The 15,788-nt window shown below is 68.0% G+C and carries 14 protein-coding genes; 9 read left to right on the forward strand and 5 right to left on the reverse strand.

Annotation, left to right across the window (positions count from 1 at the left end):
- Positions 1-70 precede the first annotated feature (70 nt).
- Positions 71-2,233, reverse strand: coding sequence for a hypothetical protein (locus ACQP2T_RS61215; protein ID WP_433513774.1), 2,163 nt, complete (start codon positions 2,231-2,233; stop codon positions 71-73).
- 186 nt (positions 2,234-2,419) lie between these two features.
- On the opposite strand from ACQP2T_RS61215, the gene ACQP2T_RS61220 reads away from it, so the two are divergent.
- The 3 genes from ACQP2T_RS61220 to ACQP2T_RS61230 all read left to right on the forward strand — a co-directional run bounded on the left by ACQP2T_RS61220 (position 2,420) and on the right by ACQP2T_RS61230 (position 5,674).
- Positions 2,420-3,283, forward strand: a complete 864-nt coding sequence (locus tag ACQP2T_RS61220) for a hypothetical protein (protein ID WP_433513775.1) — start codon at positions 2,420-2,422, stop codon at positions 3,281-3,283.
- An 88-nt stretch (positions 3,284-3,371) separates the two neighbouring features.
- A complete protein-coding gene (locus ACQP2T_RS61225; RefSeq protein ID WP_433513776.1) occupies positions 3,372-4,454 on the forward strand; it encodes an aldo/keto reductase in 1,083 nt (360 codons plus the stop codon).
- 176 nt (positions 4,455-4,630) lie between these two features.
- Positions 4,631-5,674, forward strand: coding sequence for a serine hydrolase domain-containing protein (locus tag ACQP2T_RS61230; protein WP_433513777.1), 1,044 nt, complete (start codon positions 4,631-4,633; stop codon positions 5,672-5,674).
- 93 nt (positions 5,675-5,767) lie between these two features.
- Here the strand turns inward: ACQP2T_RS61230 and ACQP2T_RS61235 are convergent, their stop codons facing one another.
- The 3 genes from ACQP2T_RS61235 to ACQP2T_RS61245 form a co-directional block, all read right to left on the reverse strand.
- Positions 5,768-6,280 (reverse strand): DUF6624 domain-containing protein, encoded by a 513-nt coding sequence (locus tag ACQP2T_RS61235; RefSeq protein WP_433513778.1) that lies wholly within the window; start codon positions 6,278-6,280, stop codon positions 5,768-5,770.
- A gap of 138 nt (positions 6,281-6,418) precedes the next feature.
- Positions 6,419-7,021 (reverse strand): GNAT family N-acetyltransferase, encoded by a 603-nt coding sequence (locus tag ACQP2T_RS61240; protein ID WP_433519995.1) that lies wholly within the window; start codon positions 7,019-7,021, stop codon positions 6,419-6,421.
- A complete protein-coding gene (locus tag ACQP2T_RS61245) occupies positions 6,999-7,544 on the reverse strand; it encodes a GNAT family N-acetyltransferase (protein WP_433513779.1) in 546 nt (181 codons plus the stop codon). The genes ACQP2T_RS61240 and ACQP2T_RS61245 overlap by 23 nt, the downstream gene beginning before the upstream one ends.
- Before the next feature lie 738 nt (positions 7,545-8,282).
- Between ACQP2T_RS61245 and ACQP2T_RS61250 the strand changes: the two genes are divergently transcribed.
- Positions 8,283-9,200: a phosphotransferase family protein gene (locus tag ACQP2T_RS61250; protein WP_433513780.1), complete on the forward strand. Its 918-nt coding sequence runs from the start codon at positions 8,283-8,285 to the stop codon at positions 9,198-9,200.
- 60 nt (positions 9,201-9,260) lie between these two features.
- Here ACQP2T_RS61250 and ACQP2T_RS61255 read toward each other — a convergent pair whose 3' ends face one another.
- A complete protein-coding gene (locus ACQP2T_RS61255) occupies positions 9,261-10,790 on the reverse strand; it encodes a helix-turn-helix domain-containing protein (protein ID WP_433513781.1) in 1,530 nt (509 codons plus the stop codon).
- A gap of 225 nt (positions 10,791-11,015) precedes the next feature.
- On the opposite strand from ACQP2T_RS61255, the gene ACQP2T_RS61260 reads away from it, so the two are divergent.
- From ACQP2T_RS61260 to ACQP2T_RS61280, 5 genes are all read left to right on the forward strand, one after another.
- Complete coding sequence (locus ACQP2T_RS61260) at positions 11,016-11,846, forward strand: SAM-dependent methyltransferase (protein WP_433513782.1); 831 nt, start codon at positions 11,016-11,018, stop codon at positions 11,844-11,846.
- Positions 11,847-12,873: 1,027 nt separating this feature from the next.
- Positions 12,874-13,149, forward strand: coding sequence for a hypothetical protein (locus tag ACQP2T_RS61265; protein WP_433513783.1), 276 nt, complete (start codon positions 12,874-12,876; stop codon positions 13,147-13,149).
- A gap of 7 nt (positions 13,150-13,156) precedes the next feature.
- The gene (locus tag ACQP2T_RS61270; RefSeq protein WP_433513784.1) at positions 13,157-13,312 is read left to right on the forward strand and encodes a hypothetical protein; all 156 of its coding nucleotides are present in this window, start codon (positions 13,157-13,159) and stop codon (positions 13,310-13,312) included.
- Between the two features lie 197 nt (positions 13,313-13,509).
- Complete coding sequence (locus tag ACQP2T_RS61275; RefSeq protein ID WP_433513785.1) at positions 13,510-14,604, forward strand: ABC transporter substrate-binding protein; 1,095 nt, start codon at positions 13,510-13,512, stop codon at positions 14,602-14,604.
- Complete coding sequence (locus ACQP2T_RS61280) at positions 14,601-15,713, forward strand: methyltransferase (protein ID WP_433513786.1); 1,113 nt, start codon at positions 14,601-14,603, stop codon at positions 15,711-15,713. The genes ACQP2T_RS61275 and ACQP2T_RS61280 overlap by 4 nt, the downstream gene beginning before the upstream one ends.
- Positions 15,714-15,788 lie beyond the last annotated feature (75 nt).

Here is a 15,788-nt window from a genome sequence, read left to right on the forward strand (position 1 = left end):
GGTCGTGGCTCGATCTTCACCCGGGGCCGCCCAGTTCGCCCTGGCTTTCGCGCGTTGCGACCGATACCGGTCAGGTGCCGCAGGCGTCGGCGGCGTTGATGAGCCGCCAGCCGGTTGCGGCGAGCCAGCGCCGGTGCTCGGCGCGCAGGAGTTCGGCGTTGCCGGGAGACAGCAGCGGCAGAGCCCTGCCGATGGGGTCGCTGAGGGCGCTCTGCAGCCGACCCACTTGTTCGTCCATCAGCGCGCGCAGCGTCTGCTCGCTCAGCTCCGAGCCGGGGCCGGCGTGGTCGATGAGGTCGAGCATGGCGGTGAGCAGCGTGTAGGCGGCCGCGCGGATCGTGACCCGGGCGGCGTGCAGGACGGCCCGCTGCGTCCCGTCCACGATCTTCTCCAGGCTTTTCAGGGTGTAGTCGAGGGCGAAGGTGCGATCCACCCACATCTGGGCGTGCACGGAGCAGGCGCCGATGCGCTGGTCGGCGAAGCGCGCCTCGACGCGGCCCATGCTGGGGTCGATCGCGCCGCTCAGCCCGTGCGCGGCGACCGCTCGCGTGTAGGCGGCGCCGATCAGGCACTCTATCGAGACCAGCATGTAGGAGATGCCGGTGTGGAAGGGCAGGCCGGTCGCGTGTGCGGCGACCCAGGCGGGGTCGCGGACGCCGTCGACGATCTCCTGCACGCTCAGGTGCGGCTGCGGGGCCAGTAGCAGATCGGTCCGCCCCTGGAAGGCGTGGGTGGCGCGCAGCTCGTCCAGGTCCATCAGGTGGTCGAAGGTGATGTAGGTGAAGCGGGTCGGCACGCCGAGCGCGCTCAGGGTGCGGATCGCCAGGGCGTTCTGCTCGCCGGTGGTGTCCTTGTTGAACCGGCCCAGGATGGAGTCGACGCCGGACTCCACACCGAACAGCATCCGGCGCAGCCCGAGACCGTTCAGGCGCCGCCACATCCGGGCCCGCTCCACGTGCCAGTCGCGCTCTTCCTCCGGCCGGACGACCTGATCGATGCGGCAGGAGGACTCCCAGGCGAAGCCCGCGCCGTGCAGCAGGCCCGCCAGCTCCAGGCCGCGGGCGACGGCGTCGGGGTCGCGGCCGAAGAACTCCTCATCGACCAGGTAGAGGGTCTTGGAGGTGTCCGGATGACGGTCGAAGGTGCGGGTGAGCTCAGGCAGCACGACGGCGAGCTGCTGGGCCGAGCCCGCGGCCCACAGCCCCTTGTGGCTGCGCGGGCAGAAACTGCACGCCGACGTGCAGCCGCGCGAGGCCTCCGCCTGGGCCACACCGTGGCACTCCAGGGTGCGCTCCAACAGGTCGAGTTCGGGCAGGAAATCCTCCAAGCGGGCGTTGGGCACCTTCGCGGTACGCCGGCGCGGGCGCACCGCCAGGCCGCCACCACGCGCGGCGCCGGCGTAGCCCAGGCCCGGGATCTCGGCCAGCGGCAGGTCCCCGTGGTAGTGGCCGAGCGTGTCGGCGATCGTGGTCTCCCCGGCGCCACGACCGATCAGCAGCTGCGGGTAGGCGTCGAGCAGGAGCGCTTCGTTGCGGGCGGTGAGGCTGCCCCCGGCCAGGACCAGCGGCGGTGCGGGTAAGGCGTACAGGTGGTCCAACAGGGCGATCATCAGGTCGTGCTGGCCGAACGTCGCCGACACCCCGACGATGTCGGGCTCGGTGGCGGCGATGGAGGCGAGCAGGTCGGCGAAGCTCACCTTCAACTGCATGTCCACCAGGGTGATCTGGCCGAGCAGCGTACGGCGGGCGGCCCGCGCCAGATCGGAGATCGCCAGCGGGAAGCGCGGCAGCGGGAACCACTCCGGGTGATACAGCGAGGCCAGCAGCACGCGCGGCCGCTGCAGCCGCTCGGCGCCGTCGGCACTGACCTGTCCGCCGGACAGCCACGCCCCCGGCTGGTCGATCATGAGCCTCCCGGCCGTCCAGGCTGGCCAGTCCCGTTCCGTGTGGGGGCAGCCCTCCAGGTCAGCGAACGTCCAGCCGCCCAGGTCCGGCGCGCGCTCGGCGATCAGCAGCCGCTGGTCGAGGGTGCCGGTCACGCTGACCTTCCCGGGCACGATCTCGGTGAGGGCGTGGGCGAGCTGGTTCGGCCGGGCGGCGGGGATGCGCAGCAGCTCTTCGCGCTGGTCCTGACCCAGCCGCTGGCCGGTGGCGTGCTCGACCGCGCTGATCAGCCGGCCGCCCCAGGTCTCGTCGACGATGGCCGTGCGCTGGTGGGCGATGGTCGTGGTCATCAGCTCGCTCCTGTCGCCTCGGGCTCCTCCCGGCCAGCACACGCGATCACACGGGGGCCGCCAAGAGGCGCGGACGGACCCGGACTCATCCACCGCAGGTCGCAGCCGCCTGCCTGGGATCGGCCCGCTGCCAGGCGATCACCTCGCTACACTGCTCGGACAGTTTCGGACAGTTACACGCCCTCGATGAGGAAGCTCGTGTCGCCTCCAGACGATCTCGACCCCACCCAGGCGCACACTGCGGCCGACCTCGCGGCGTGCCTGCGCCGCGTGCAACTGCTGGCGGGCAACCCGTCCCTGCGGGAGCTGGAACAGCGCGCGCGCCGGCAGGGGCGCAGCCTTCCCCGCAGCACCACCGGCGACATGCTCAGCGGCAAGCGCCTGCCGCGAAAACCGCTGATGCTCACCTTCCTGCAGGCGTGCGGGATCAACCTCGGGGAGGACCCGCGCTGGCTGGTCGCGTGGAACCGGCTGGCCGCGCTCGCCGCCGAGACACCGGAGCACCGGCCGCTGAGCGAGGACATCCTGGCTGATGTCCGGGCCGCTGGCCTGACCCGCATCGGCACGACCTACCTCACCGACATGCAATGGAGCGCGCTGTTCGCCGACGTGCGCGAGCTGGACATCTACATGGCCTACGGCCAGACCTGGGCCCGGATGCACGCCCGCGATCTGGCCCGCCTGGCCGCCCGGCCCGGCGCCCGGATCCGCGTGGTGCTGGCCGACCCCCATGACCAGCTCACCGTCGCGGTGCTGGCCGACCGCTTCGACCTGACCACCGAAGAACTCCGGCAGCGCATCATCGCCACCGGAGGCGACTACGCCGCGCTGCGCAGCGACACGGGCGCGACCATCGAGATCTACTACCGGCCCGGAGATCGCATGTTCTCCTTCTACCGGCTCGACGACACCGCCGTGCTCGGCTTCTACAGCCACGCCCGCACCCGGGCCGCCAGCGTCCCCGTCTTCGTGTGCGAGCGTCCCGGAGACCTGTACGACTTCATCACCGAGGAATGGCAGGCCATCCTCCGCGACAGCCGGCCCGCCTGAACCCGTTGGCCGGATCGGCGCAAGCGCGCCCGCACCGCGACCCGCCGCGCGCATGATGAGATCCCCGCCCTCACGAGAGGCCCTGCCGATGACCTCGCACCCGCTACCGACCCGCACCCTCGGCCGCACCGGCATCACCGTCCCCGCCCTCGGCATCGGCTGCTGGGCGATCGGCGGCCCCGACCACAACCTCGGCATGCCGATGGGCTGGGCCACCGGCGCCGACCAGACAGCCGCCATCGCTGGCCTGGAGACCGCATGGGAGCTGGGCGCCCGGCTGTTCGACACCGCCGACGTCTACGGCCACGGCCTGTCCGAACGACGGCTCGGACACCTACTCGCCCAGGTCCCGCGCGAGCAGATCGTCGTGTCCTCCAAGGTCGGCTACTTCGTCGGCAGCGCCGCCCATGGCTTCGACCCCGCCCATATGCGCCGACAGCTCGGACAGAGTCTCGACAACCTCGGCACCGACCACCTCGACATCTACGGGCTACACCACCACGACTTCGGCGACGGCGACCGGTGGCTGCAGCCCGCGATCGAGGCCATGCACGCCTTCAAAGCCGAAGGCCTCATCCGCGCGATCAGCCTGCGCGGCCCGCACCGCTTCGCCCCCGACCGGCTATCCACCCCGCCCGCGCTGCGCGGGAACAAGATCGCCCGATTCCGAGCCCTGTTCGACCAGGTCCAGCCCGATGTTCTCGCCGTACGCGACAACCTGCTGACCCCGGAGGCCAGCTCCGCAGGCGTCTTCGCCTTCGCTGACCAGCACGGCTGCGGCGTCCTCATCAACAAGCCTCTCGGCCAGGGGCTCCTGACCCGCTCCCACCGGCCCGAACGGCCGCCCCGCTTCGCCGACGGCGACCATCGGGCTCGCAAGCGGTGGTTCACCGCGGCCGCCCTGGCCGTCCTTGACGAGGCTTTAGCCGAGCTCCAGCGCACTATCGCGCCCGAGCAGCATGATCTGCTCGCCCTGGCGCTGTGGTCCTGCCTCAAGCGCACCAGCAACGCCATCGTCCTGACCGGCTTCACCAATCCCGGTCAGATCCAGGCCAACATAGCCGCGATCGGGAGGGTGCCTTCCCCGGCCGATCTCGCTCACGCTCGCTTGATCATCTCGGCGGCACAGCAACGCCTCGACACCGACGGTCACGTGTTCCTCGACGAGTGAGCCACGTGGGCCTCATCTCGGACGATCCGGTGCTTCGCTGCAATCCCGCGCTGAACGCGGGCCGGGAGGTCACCTGACACGCTGCGTCCCGCAGCGTCCAGCGCATACCGGCCGACGACCGTCCGCTTCATTACGTTGGAACCCGGCACGCCACTCACCGGAAGGAACCCGAATCCATGGCTCACCCCGGCGACCAGATCACCCAACTGTTGTCCGAAGGGGTGCGCGAGCAGGTCTTCCCCGGCGCGGTGTGGGCCATCGGTGACGCCGATACCATCCTTGCCTCCGGTCGCAGCGGCGTGCTCGACCCGGCCCAGCCCGAGACCGGCATGCGCCTGGACACCATCTTCGACGTCGCCAGCCTCACCAAGATCCTCGCCGTGTGGGCGGCCATCGGCATCTTGTGGCAGCAACAAGCCCTCCCCCTCGACGACCGGCTCGCCGCTCTCTGGCCCGAAGTCGCCGACCACCCGCTTGGCCAAGTCACCGCCCGGCATCTGCTCACCCACACCGCCGGCATGCCGCTACGGGCCAACCTCAAAAACCTCTACGGCAGCGACCCGCGCGCCATCCGCGACGGGGTCCTGGCCGAGCCCCTGCGCCACCCGCCAGGCGAGGCCGTCGAATACACCGACCGCGCCGCCCTCATCCTCGGCTTCCTCGCCGAACACCTCACCGGCGCTCCCCTGGACCAGTTCGCCGAGCAGCGCATCTGGCAACCCCTCGGCATGAGCCACACCCGATTCGGGCCGCTACCGGCCCAAATCGCGGCCCGGTGCGCACCCACCGAACTCGACGCCGACTCCGGCGGCCACCTCAAGGGCCTGGCCCACGATTTCTCCGCCCGCTTGCTCGGCGGCGTCTGCGGCATCGCCGGCGCCTTCTCCACCCTGGCCGACCTGGCCCTGTTCCAGCGCCACCTGCTGGCTCCGGGACCCAGCTCCGACCATGTCGGGTTCGGACCCGCCTGGGTGGCCGAATCCCTGCAGATCCACACCGGCGACCTAACCCCCGCCCGCGGCCTGTTCTGGTATCCCGCCCCCGGCACCCGTCCTGAAGAGGGCATCTACGTGCACTACGGTTTTACCGGCACCGGCATGTGGACCTCCACCAAACAAGGGCGATGGGCCATCCTGCTCACCAACAAGCTTTACTACAGCCGCGACCGCGACCCGCTCATGGCCGTCCGCAACGCCTTCCGCGCACTCGCCTTCGACTGACCGCGCAGCATCGCCCTGGAGTGGAACCGGCGGCGAGTGTGAGCCCACCGGTGAAGCGGGCCGTCGGCGACAGGTCCACCTCACGAGACGTTCTCACCCATATTGCTGCCGCATGGAACTGTCGTAGTCGGCGTGCGGTCCCAGCCCAGCCCCGGCTCGGCGCTCGTCCAGCCGCTCACGATCTTCGATCGGCCGCGGCTGGAAAACGCCGTCAGGGGCGTAGTACTGGGTGCCATACACCTGTGGTCGCCCCTCGTTGACGCGAACGCGATCGACCAGGTACGCGAGGTTACTCGGTGCTGCTTGCCCACGGTCTACTGCGTCTTGTAGGAGCGTCAGACACCGCCGCTGGAAGTCCAGGTCGTGATCGGCATGCTGCGCCAGGAGCCAAGCTGCATGCGCGCCTTCCTCTTCGACCAGGTCATGGCCGGGCCAGCCGTACTCGTCGATCACCTGATTGAGGTACGCGGTGTTGTCGGTATCCACACGCCTCCACTCCTCCATCAGGTCATCGGGCACAGGTCCGTTCTTGGGCAAGCTCAGCCGCACCTGCTGGTCACATTGCATGCGTCGCAGCAGCTCATCGCGAAGGCCGACATCAAACACGATGTGCGTTCCCTTCCGTCACATTCCTTCGAGTAATGCTCGTGTACTCGCCGGCCGCTTCCGGCTGGTCTCCCGCTAGCGACCCGAACCTTATGATCGAGTCCCGGGTCATCCCTGGCATGCACGATGCCACGCTGTTCAAGCGCCTGACCGGCCCTCCCACTCGGGCGCCAGAATCGAGTGAACGACCGAATCCCGCCACCCGTCCGCAAGGTTCAGATGCCCGCGAATGACACCTTCCTCCACCATCCCCAACTTGCTCATGACCCGGGCGGATACCTCGTTGAGAGGACTCCGCGCACCCCAGACCCGGTAAACGCCCAGATCGTCGAACCCGAGCCTCAGAAGGAGCCGCACTACCTCGGCGCCGAGCCCCTGCCCCCACCTGTCGGCGCGCACGGCGAATCCGATCTGCGCGCTGCTCTGCAGCGGGTGGCCAACGTCAATCGCTATCCGCGCGAACGCCACCAACTCGTCGTCCGGCAGCACCGCGGCGAGGGAATAGTCCAGACGCGGTTCCGCGCGGGCCGCCACCTCAACGACGGCGATGGTGTTCTCCACCTGCTCGCGGGTGCGCGGCTCGAAGCTCATGTATTCGGCCACCTGCGGGTCGCCATAGATGGCCAGGAGTGCATCGACGTCGGCAGAGGTGAACTCGCGAAGGCTGAGCCGGGCGGATGTGATCGTTACCGGGTGAATGCGTGGCGACCCTACGGCTCTACCTGCGGTTATTGTGGAGATCGATCAACATGAAATCTGCCGTCGACGCGTCAGGTCTAGGCTGAGACGAGCCGACTACATGCCACCCCCACCGCTCATACATGGCGTGCGCCGGAGCGTCTGGGTGGGATGCCAGGGTGGCGTACAGCTCCGCGCGGTCGGCCAGTAACTCACTCAGCAGCCGCTTCCCGACTCCGTTGCCTCGGTACTCCTTTCGGAGGATCAACTCGATGACGGCCAGTTTCGGCACGGCAACTACCTCGTCCGGAGCCGGAGTCGTCGCGCTGCCCCACCAGCGGTCCGGCTCCATGGTGAAGCCGAAGCAGAACCCAGCGAGATTCGGCCCGTCCTCTGCGGACACCAGCTCAAACCCAGGCCGTTGCACCTGTGCGATCGTGCGCTCCGTGAACAGGGCACGGGTGTATGGAGGGAGAGAACTGTACGGCGGCTCGGAGTAGATCGTCTCGTACATGTCGGCGTATGCCTCGCTAAGGACCGCGTCCGCCGCGGCAACACCCGTCCTTCGGTGGAACTCGATGCTCATGTTCACATGCGCTCCTCGAGTGGTTTCGGCTTCGCCAGCGACTCCCGGTACATGTCTACCGCCAACCGCTGTGAGTGGCGACCAATGACGGACTTGTTCTACAACGGGGGGAACCTTCGGCGGATTCGGCGTGCTCCTCCTGCGCGCCACTTGACCCCTCTCCATCGCCGTGTATTTCGCACGGCGACCGAGTGGCGAAAGCTCCATGGTTCACCTCGATTCAGGTCGCCGAGATCAAAGCCCTGGCCTGCCAGCTATCAGCCGAGACCGGGGTACCTCTGCCAAGCTGGAGCTGCCCGGACTTGGCCAGCAAGATCATCGGCCGCAGCATCACGACCGCTATCTTCAGTCTCCACCGTGCGCCGCATCCTCACCGGCGACGCGCTCAAGCCCTGGCAGTACCAGTCGTGGATCTTTCCGCCACCCGCCCACGAGCTTCAAGTACGCGTGGATAGCGCCCCCTGGACCGTGCCCGTATTGGCCATTACCCGAGCAGACGCCTCATTTAGCGACTGAGAGCACCTCCACCCGACATAGCTCGAGTTCGTTGAACTCGAGGCGAAGCAACAGCCGTACCGCCTTTACGCCGAGGCCCTGCCCCCACTGGCCCAACGCCCGGGACAGGTCACCGACAGAACTTCGCTGTCGGCTTGCCCGGCACCCGGGGCTCCTCCTCGCTCGCGGAAGGGCCGCATATCCTGGACGCGATGACGAACTCCAACGTCCCCCGGCCCTGACATGACGGCCCATGACCAAGCTGCATCGTTCACCGAGGCAACCGCGTTCCATACTTTGCAAGCTGCCTGCGACACAACAGGGCTGAGCTGGTCGGGCGCCACCCGGCTAGGCCCCGTTGGCGACAATGGCGTCTACCGGCTCCCCGACGAGCGCATCGTCGCCCGGGTGGCGTGGGGCATGGCCGCGCTCCCGACGGTCGAGCGGGAGCTTCGTGTGGCCGCATGGCTGGCCGAGCAGGACCTGCCTGCTGTGCGTCCATCCGCTGCGGTACCGGACCAGCCTCTGCTCTGTGACGACCGAGTCGTCACGTTCTGGGAGGAGATCCCCGCCCCGCAGCAGGGGCTACCGGCCGACATCGGCGCTCTGCTGCGGCGCCTTCATGCGCTTCCCGCGCCGCCCGAAGGGCTACTACCGGTCTTCAACCCGTTCGAGCGCCAGGACGCCCATATCCGAGACGCCGGGGGCCTTGACGAGCAAGATAGGCGCTTCCTCCTCGATCTGCTGGAGGAGTTGCAGGCTGCCTACGCCGCTCTGCCATTCGCCCATTCACCCCGGGCGATCCATGGCGACCCGCACCGGAAGAACCTCGTCCGCGGCGCCGATGGCCAGACCGTCATGCTCGATTTGGAAAGGTTCGCCGTCGGGCCGCTGGAGTGGGATCTGATCGTGCCGGCGGTCTACCAGCTGGTCGGCTGGTATGACGATGCGGAATACGAGGCTTTCGCCGACGCGTACGGCTGGGACATAACGCAGTGGGCCGGATTTTCCACGCTGGCCACCGTGCGGCGGCTACGGATGACGACGTGGCTGGCCGGTCGCACCGGTCGGGAACCGCGGCTGATCCCAGAAGTACGCCGCCGCATCGCGACGCTCCGCGATCGGGCCGCTCACCACCGCCCATGGACGCCGGGTACCTGATCGGCTCCCGGGTTACTGAGCCGCGACGTCCTCAGCTTCTGTCCTACGCCCGACCGCGCTCTATGCGAGTGCTAGGGCGTCGTGCCACTGCTCGCGGAAGTCGGTGACGATCGGCAGGCGTGCGTACGGAGCCAGCTGACCGTTGAACCGATCGATGTAGGTCTGGACTCGCCGCGACTTCAGTTCGTCGGCCATGGCGAGCGCCTCGGCGGCTGTAGCGCACGCCTGTTCCACGTCGTGCCTGCTGGACCTGAGGGAGCTGACATGGGCGCCGGCTTGGACGAGTCGGGAAAAGGTTCGCGATCGACGGTAGGTGGTGCTCGACTCGCTAAGCGCGAGGCCGGTATGGATGAGCGCGTCGTTCGTGTCGCCCAGGGCCGCGAAGCAGTGGCCGAGCTCGTCATGGAATTCCGCCTCGTTGAAATAGGCGATCCAATCGGGATCTTCTCCCTCTCGCCGCCGGGAGAATGCCTGCTCGGCTTCTTTCAATGCGGCATAGCAGTTACGCCGGTCACCGAGGCTGGCCAGGGCGCGGGCCTCCATCGCGCAGTACATTGCGTACACGGTTGCCGTCGCTTGGCCGCGGGCGCCGTACTTGGCGGCCCTGGCCAGATCGACGGCCTCCGGGTACTCGCCGACGAAGTTGGCCTGGTGGGATGCTAGCGCGAGTACCTTGCCGCCCAGTGGACGGTCGCCAGCAGCATGAGAAAGGTTGAGTGCCTGCAGGAAGTAGCGCCGGGCCCGCCCGTGCATGGCCAGGTCGTAGGCCATCGCACCGGTTTTGTAGGTGAGTTGAGCGGCCACGGCGAACAAATCCCGGCCGACACAGTCCGTGTAAGCGCCATGCAGCAGGGAAGCGACCTCGCCTTGCAAGAACAGCACCGCGGCCTTGCGCGCGTGCCCACCCCCGTATCGGTGATCGAGAGTCTCGAACCGGCGCACTGTGGCCCGTACCGCCTCCACATCGCTGCCCGTGACACGACGGGTGCGGCTCGCCTGCCCTGCTGGGTCGGGCGGCAGAGCAACGAGCCACCTACCCATAGGCGCCAGCAGCATCGACGCTGACACCTCTTCGAGCTGCAACCAGTCCGCCTGGTCGAGGTCACCGACCCACAGCGTCTGGGCCGCGGCCAGCATGTCGGTTTGAGATGAGAGGAAGTCCAGTTCTCCGCCGCTGTTGGCGGACGCATCAGTGCCTAGCAAAGCACTGCGCCCAAGGCCGCGCCCCGGCACCACCCGGCTGATCCTCGTGCGCTCTGGGCTACCCGCGAAAGATAGTGAGGCTGACCGGCCCACGGCAGCTAAGAGCACCTCAAGCCGACGGTGTACATCTCCGTCGGCGCGACGCAACGCCACGTCAAGCAGGGCCTGCGTGTCGGGCTTCGGGCGCGTGAGCGTCCCCAGCTTTTCCCAATTGGCGACCGAACGCGCGGCGACACCGACGAAGTCGGCAAAAGCACGCACACTCAGCCGCAACGCCTTGCGCAGCGCGGCGGCTTCCGCTCCTGTCCATTCCACGACCGTCGCCACGTCCATATGGAAACACACCTCAAAGTCAAACTGCAGAGACCTGCAACGGAACTGCAGCACCGCTCTTCTCCTCAGGCCAGAGCAAGACGTGCATTATTTAATGCACACACCTCCCACCAGGCAAAATGCCGACGATCTCTCGGGACTCCACATGCCTCCTGTCAGTGAGCAGCGCGCCCCTGGTCGTCCGCGACGGCCGCGTCCGTCACGGCACATCAGGAACGGAGGCGCCCGCGGTCAGGCGGCACCTCTCATATCGCCTTCGACACATGCCCGAGGCCCACTATGACTACTGGCGACGCATCCCAAGCTCCGGACAGCATCCTCGTACCGTTCGACCCCACCAGGACATCGATAGCTCCGGTGTACGACTGGATACGAGCCGGGACACCGGGGAAGGACGCTTTCCGGGTTGACCGGGATGCTGGTGACGCCGTGTTGAAGGAGGCGCCCTGGTTGCGGGAGGTCTTGCGGGAGAACTGGCTGTTCCTGGAGCGGGCGGTTGACCTTCTTGCCGCTCTCGGCATCGACCAGTTCGTGGACGTCGGTGCCGGCATGCCGACGAAGCCGTACCTGTACGAGATCGCGCGGACGAAGCAGCCTGACATGCGGTGGGTGGCGGTCGACAACGACGAGCGTGTGGTGATCAACTGGCGTGCGGCGCCTGGCGGTGACGGCGTGTTCACCGTGGCGGCAGACGTCCGCCTCCCGCTGGACCTCCTGGAGAAGGTCGTGAAGCACATCGACCTCTCCAAGCCCACCGGCTTCGTGTTCGGGGCGCTCTTCCATTTCGTCCACGATCCGAAGGAGCTGTACCGAATCGTCGCTACCTTTAAGAGGGTCGCTGCGGTGGGCAGCTATTTCGTGGTCACGCACGCGACGCAGCAGACCGGTCGTGATCCTGCGGGCGCTGAAGCGGGCGCACAGCGCTATCGCGAGAAGGTCGCGGACATCACGCTGCGCGAAGAAGCAGAGCTCGAACCGCTGTTCGGCGCCGGGTGCCAGCTGACCCACGGCTGGGGGCGAACGATCGACCTGCTCCAGCCCAACTCGGGCGGGGTGTGGCATGACCAGGAGGCACCCCACGCCCTGGCGGCGATAGCCAAGATGATCTAACGCCGCTGACGTGATGATCGTGGCGTGGTCCTCGACGGTGCAGCGCGTTCCACCGCCCGCTGCATATGCCACGCCCCGCGCGGTACGGCCCGCTGTGAAAGCCGCCGTACCACGCGCCCCGGCGCAGGCCGAGCTGCCGAAAGCCGGCCTCCAAGGCCCGGCCTGCGCCTCCACTTTCCGATCGACGACCCCGGAGACCCCCATGTTGGCCAGCGAAAGCGATGTGATGGCCGATCGCGCCGGAGAAGCGTACGTCCAGAGTCTCCAGCCTCGCCTGCGCGATTGGTGGCTGATGTACTCCCGCCACCGCCGCTGCGTAGTCGCTTTCTATCAGGGGCTCGGTCCTCCGGGAGGCATCGTGGTCGAGGCTGCGGCCGAGCATCCCGATGAGTTGCTCAGGCGCATGAGCGACGCGGTCCATAAGCAGTGGCGGAGGGCCGAGATCGTCCCGGCCTTCGCTCCACAGCGGCCCATCCTTCAGGAAAGACTCCCCGGTCCCCGCATGCGGGAGGCCGGGTGATGAGACGAGACGCAGCCGAGCAGATCCCTGCACCTAGTAGGTGGACAGCCCGGCCTCGTCTTGGCACTGCCCGGTGGGGGAAGGCTTCCCTGACCGGGTACGCGCGACGGCGCGAGCGGGATCATTCACGATCACACTCACAACGCCCGTGCCGTCGCGCCCGCAGCCGGGCCAACAGAGCGCGGTGATCGTCATGCGTGTCAACCGAGCCCCCGCGGTCATGCCGCATGCTCGTCGCGCCATCGGGTGCTGTACGGCTGGCAGGGCCGTCCGGAATCGACGCGGACCGGGCGCCATCATCTCTGGCGCCCGGTCCTGCGCCTCCTCCTCGCCGGTGATGCTCTCCTCTGCTGCGGGCTGCGCACAACCATCCGCACCCTCCAGCCCGGCCACCTCGGCGTATCCGGTTGGGGCTACCAAGGCTGTAGGGCGGCCTTCCGCTACGCCTGTTCCGCGGGCTCCCCTCCAACCGGTGGGGAGCGACTCAACACGACATGGTGATCGCCCATGAACCCGACAACAGTCGCCCACCTGCTGCTCGCCAACCTTCGCAGAACTCACCCGGCTTACGAGATCGTCCGCGGTAACGACGAGTCCGGTCGGGAGTGCTGGCAGGCACGGCTGGCGGTGAAGATCCTTCCGCCGATGCGGGAGGCCGGCCTTGTCGAGGTCGTTCAGCAGCCAGACGGCCCCGGGCTCGCCATGGAGCTCCGTCGTCAGGCAGGCATCCTTCAAGCCTTCCGCGCCACCTCCGACCTCCAGCCCCGTGCCCCCGTGAGGTGAGAGTCGCGTGGAGCTCATCATCCTCGTCATGGGCGATCCCTGGGCGCCCGACCTGCCGCCTGACACGACTGTCTGCCCGGGGCTGGCACGGCTCGTCATCGTGACGGTCTTGACCTGGTTCCTGCTGGTCGGCGGCAAGGAGGTCCCGGCCGGCCAACGCTGATCGCAAAGGAGGCATGACCGGGCAGCACACCTGCGGACCGATTCGTAGCGCCTGCTCAATGGCGGATGGACCGCGGTGACTTCCCCCAAACTGCTGGGCGATGCCGCAGGGTAGCGGTGCTGCCGCCAAGTCTCGGCTGAGGCGTGCGTTCTCGGCCGGGTGATTCCTTTCCCCTCTATCCCTTGCTTTGGACATCCATGAAACGATCACTTTTAGTAATATTATCGGCGCTCAGCGTGTTCTCAGCGGGGTGTACGCCGCCGAGCACGACAACAGCGCCGAGCTCGGCGACGGGCATATGCGGCACCCGCACCGCAACTGCATCGCCGGCGTCCACGAGCGCGGCCCTCGAAACCGTCAACGTGGGCATCATCCCCATCCCGGACGTCGCTCCCGCGAAGATTGCCGAGCAGTGCGGCTACTTCACGGCCGAGGGCCTGAAGATCAAGTGGACTGAGATCCGGGGCGCGTCCGATGCGATCCCGGGCCTCGCCTCTGGCGACCTGCACGTATCGCTGTGGAACTACGTCACCGCCTTCACCACCGAAGACAAACAGCGTGGCCTGGCCCGCCTGATCGCCGACGCCTACCAAGCAGAGAAGGACACCTTCCTGCTGATGGTCCGCAAGGACTCGCCGATCCAGAGCCTGGCCGATCTGAAGTGGCACGGCAGCGGCAAGAAGGTCACCATCGGCGTGGCGACCTTCAAAAGCGTCTCCACGCTCACCACGGAGAGCACGCTGCGGGTGGCCGGGGTCGGCGCGGACGACATCACGTTCGTGCAGGTTCCGCTGCCGCAGATGGCCGCGGCCGTCCAGAACGGCCGCGTGGACGTTGGGTGGATGACCGAGCCGGGCATCAGTCTCTTCAAGAGCAGGTACGGCGGCCGCGTGCTGGCCGATGTGGCCACGGCGGGGACCAGCCAATGGCCGATCGCCGGCTGGGCGGTCTCCACAAAATGGGCCGGCAAGCATCCCGATGTCGTCGTGCGCTTCCAACGCGCACTGGCCCGCGGGCAAGCGCTGGCCGCCATGGACGACAGCACGGTCAAGAAGATCCTGCCCAGCTACGCGCCCATCAGCGCGGCAACGGCCGCGTCGATCACGCTCGGCTCATTCCCGACCACGCTCAATACCTCCCGCCTGCAGCGGGTCAGCGACGCCATGCTGTTGTCCTCCAAGGACACGACGAACCGGTACCTCGACAAGCCGATCAACGCCGCCGATCTCATCTGGCATGCCCCCGGCTCCGCCTCCTCCACTCCCTCCTCATCTTCCGGAGTCACTCCATGACCGCCAACGACCACGACGTTCCCGCCCTGCTCATGCAAGGCCCGGTCCCTGCCGGCGAGATCGCCGCCAGCCCGTTCGACGCCGCCCTGTGGCAGGCCATCAGAACGCAAGAGGCCATCCAGAAGATGACCGGCGGTGACATCCGGCTGAAGGCGCTGAAGGCGTTCGTCGCCCTCAACATCGCCGCCATCCTGGGCGACGACGACCACCTGACCAGCGGCGAGATAGCCGACATCTGCAAGGCCGACGCGGCGCTGATGGCCCGCTTCCTGTACGCCATGCACGCCTACGGCGTGGTGACCACCGACGAGGATGGCCGCTACGGGCTCACCCCGCTCGGCCAGGCATTGCAGCCCGGCTCCGCGATGTGGGCCGCCCTCGGCGTGATCACCTCACCGCTGTGGCAGCAGGCCGGCGACAGCCTGGCCGACACCATCCGCGCCGGACACCCCGCCATCCTGGGCGGCGCAGCCACCCCTTACCCGCTGGTGACCCGCGAACCGGACCTGGGGCCGATGTTCGACGTGTTCATGAGCGGCCGTACCGCCGGCCCGGCAGCCGCACTGGCCGCCCGCGACTACTCCGACGTCCGGACCGTGGCCGACCTCGGCGGCGGGGACGGCACCCTGCTGGCCACGATCCTGACCGCTCACCCGCACCTGAACGGGATCCTGGTCGAACGGGCCGATGTCGCCGCCCGCGCCGATCTCCGTCTCACCGAGCAGGGCTTGGCCGGACGCGTCCAGGTCATCACCAGGGACATCTTCGACGACGTCTGCCCGTCCGCTGACCGGATCATCGTCTCCTCTGTCCTGCACAACCGGGACGACTCCACGAACGTCACGCTGCTGCGCGCCATCCGCTACGCGCTGGAGCATGCACGCCCGCGCGCCCAACTGTGGTGCGTCGAGATGCTGCTGCCGGAGGCGGGCATCCACACCAGCGGCACCGACCTGGACCTGCGGATGATGGCCATGTTCCCCGGCGGCCAGGAACGCACTCTGCGGCAATACCAGGCCCTGCTGGCCTCGGCCGGGCTCAACCTCATCGAAGGCGGGCTGTTGCCGGGCAACCACACCCTCATGATCGCCGCGCCAGACGGCGCCTAACCCCGCACGCCACCCCCAGGTCGGGGCGTACAACCCGCACGTGCGAGAACGCCCCGACCCCCTCCCCATCGCGCC

The organism is Nonomuraea sp. CA-143628, from assembly GCF_050942315.1.
Lineage (GTDB): Bacteria > Actinomycetota > Actinomycetes > Streptosporangiales > Streptosporangiaceae > Nonomuraea.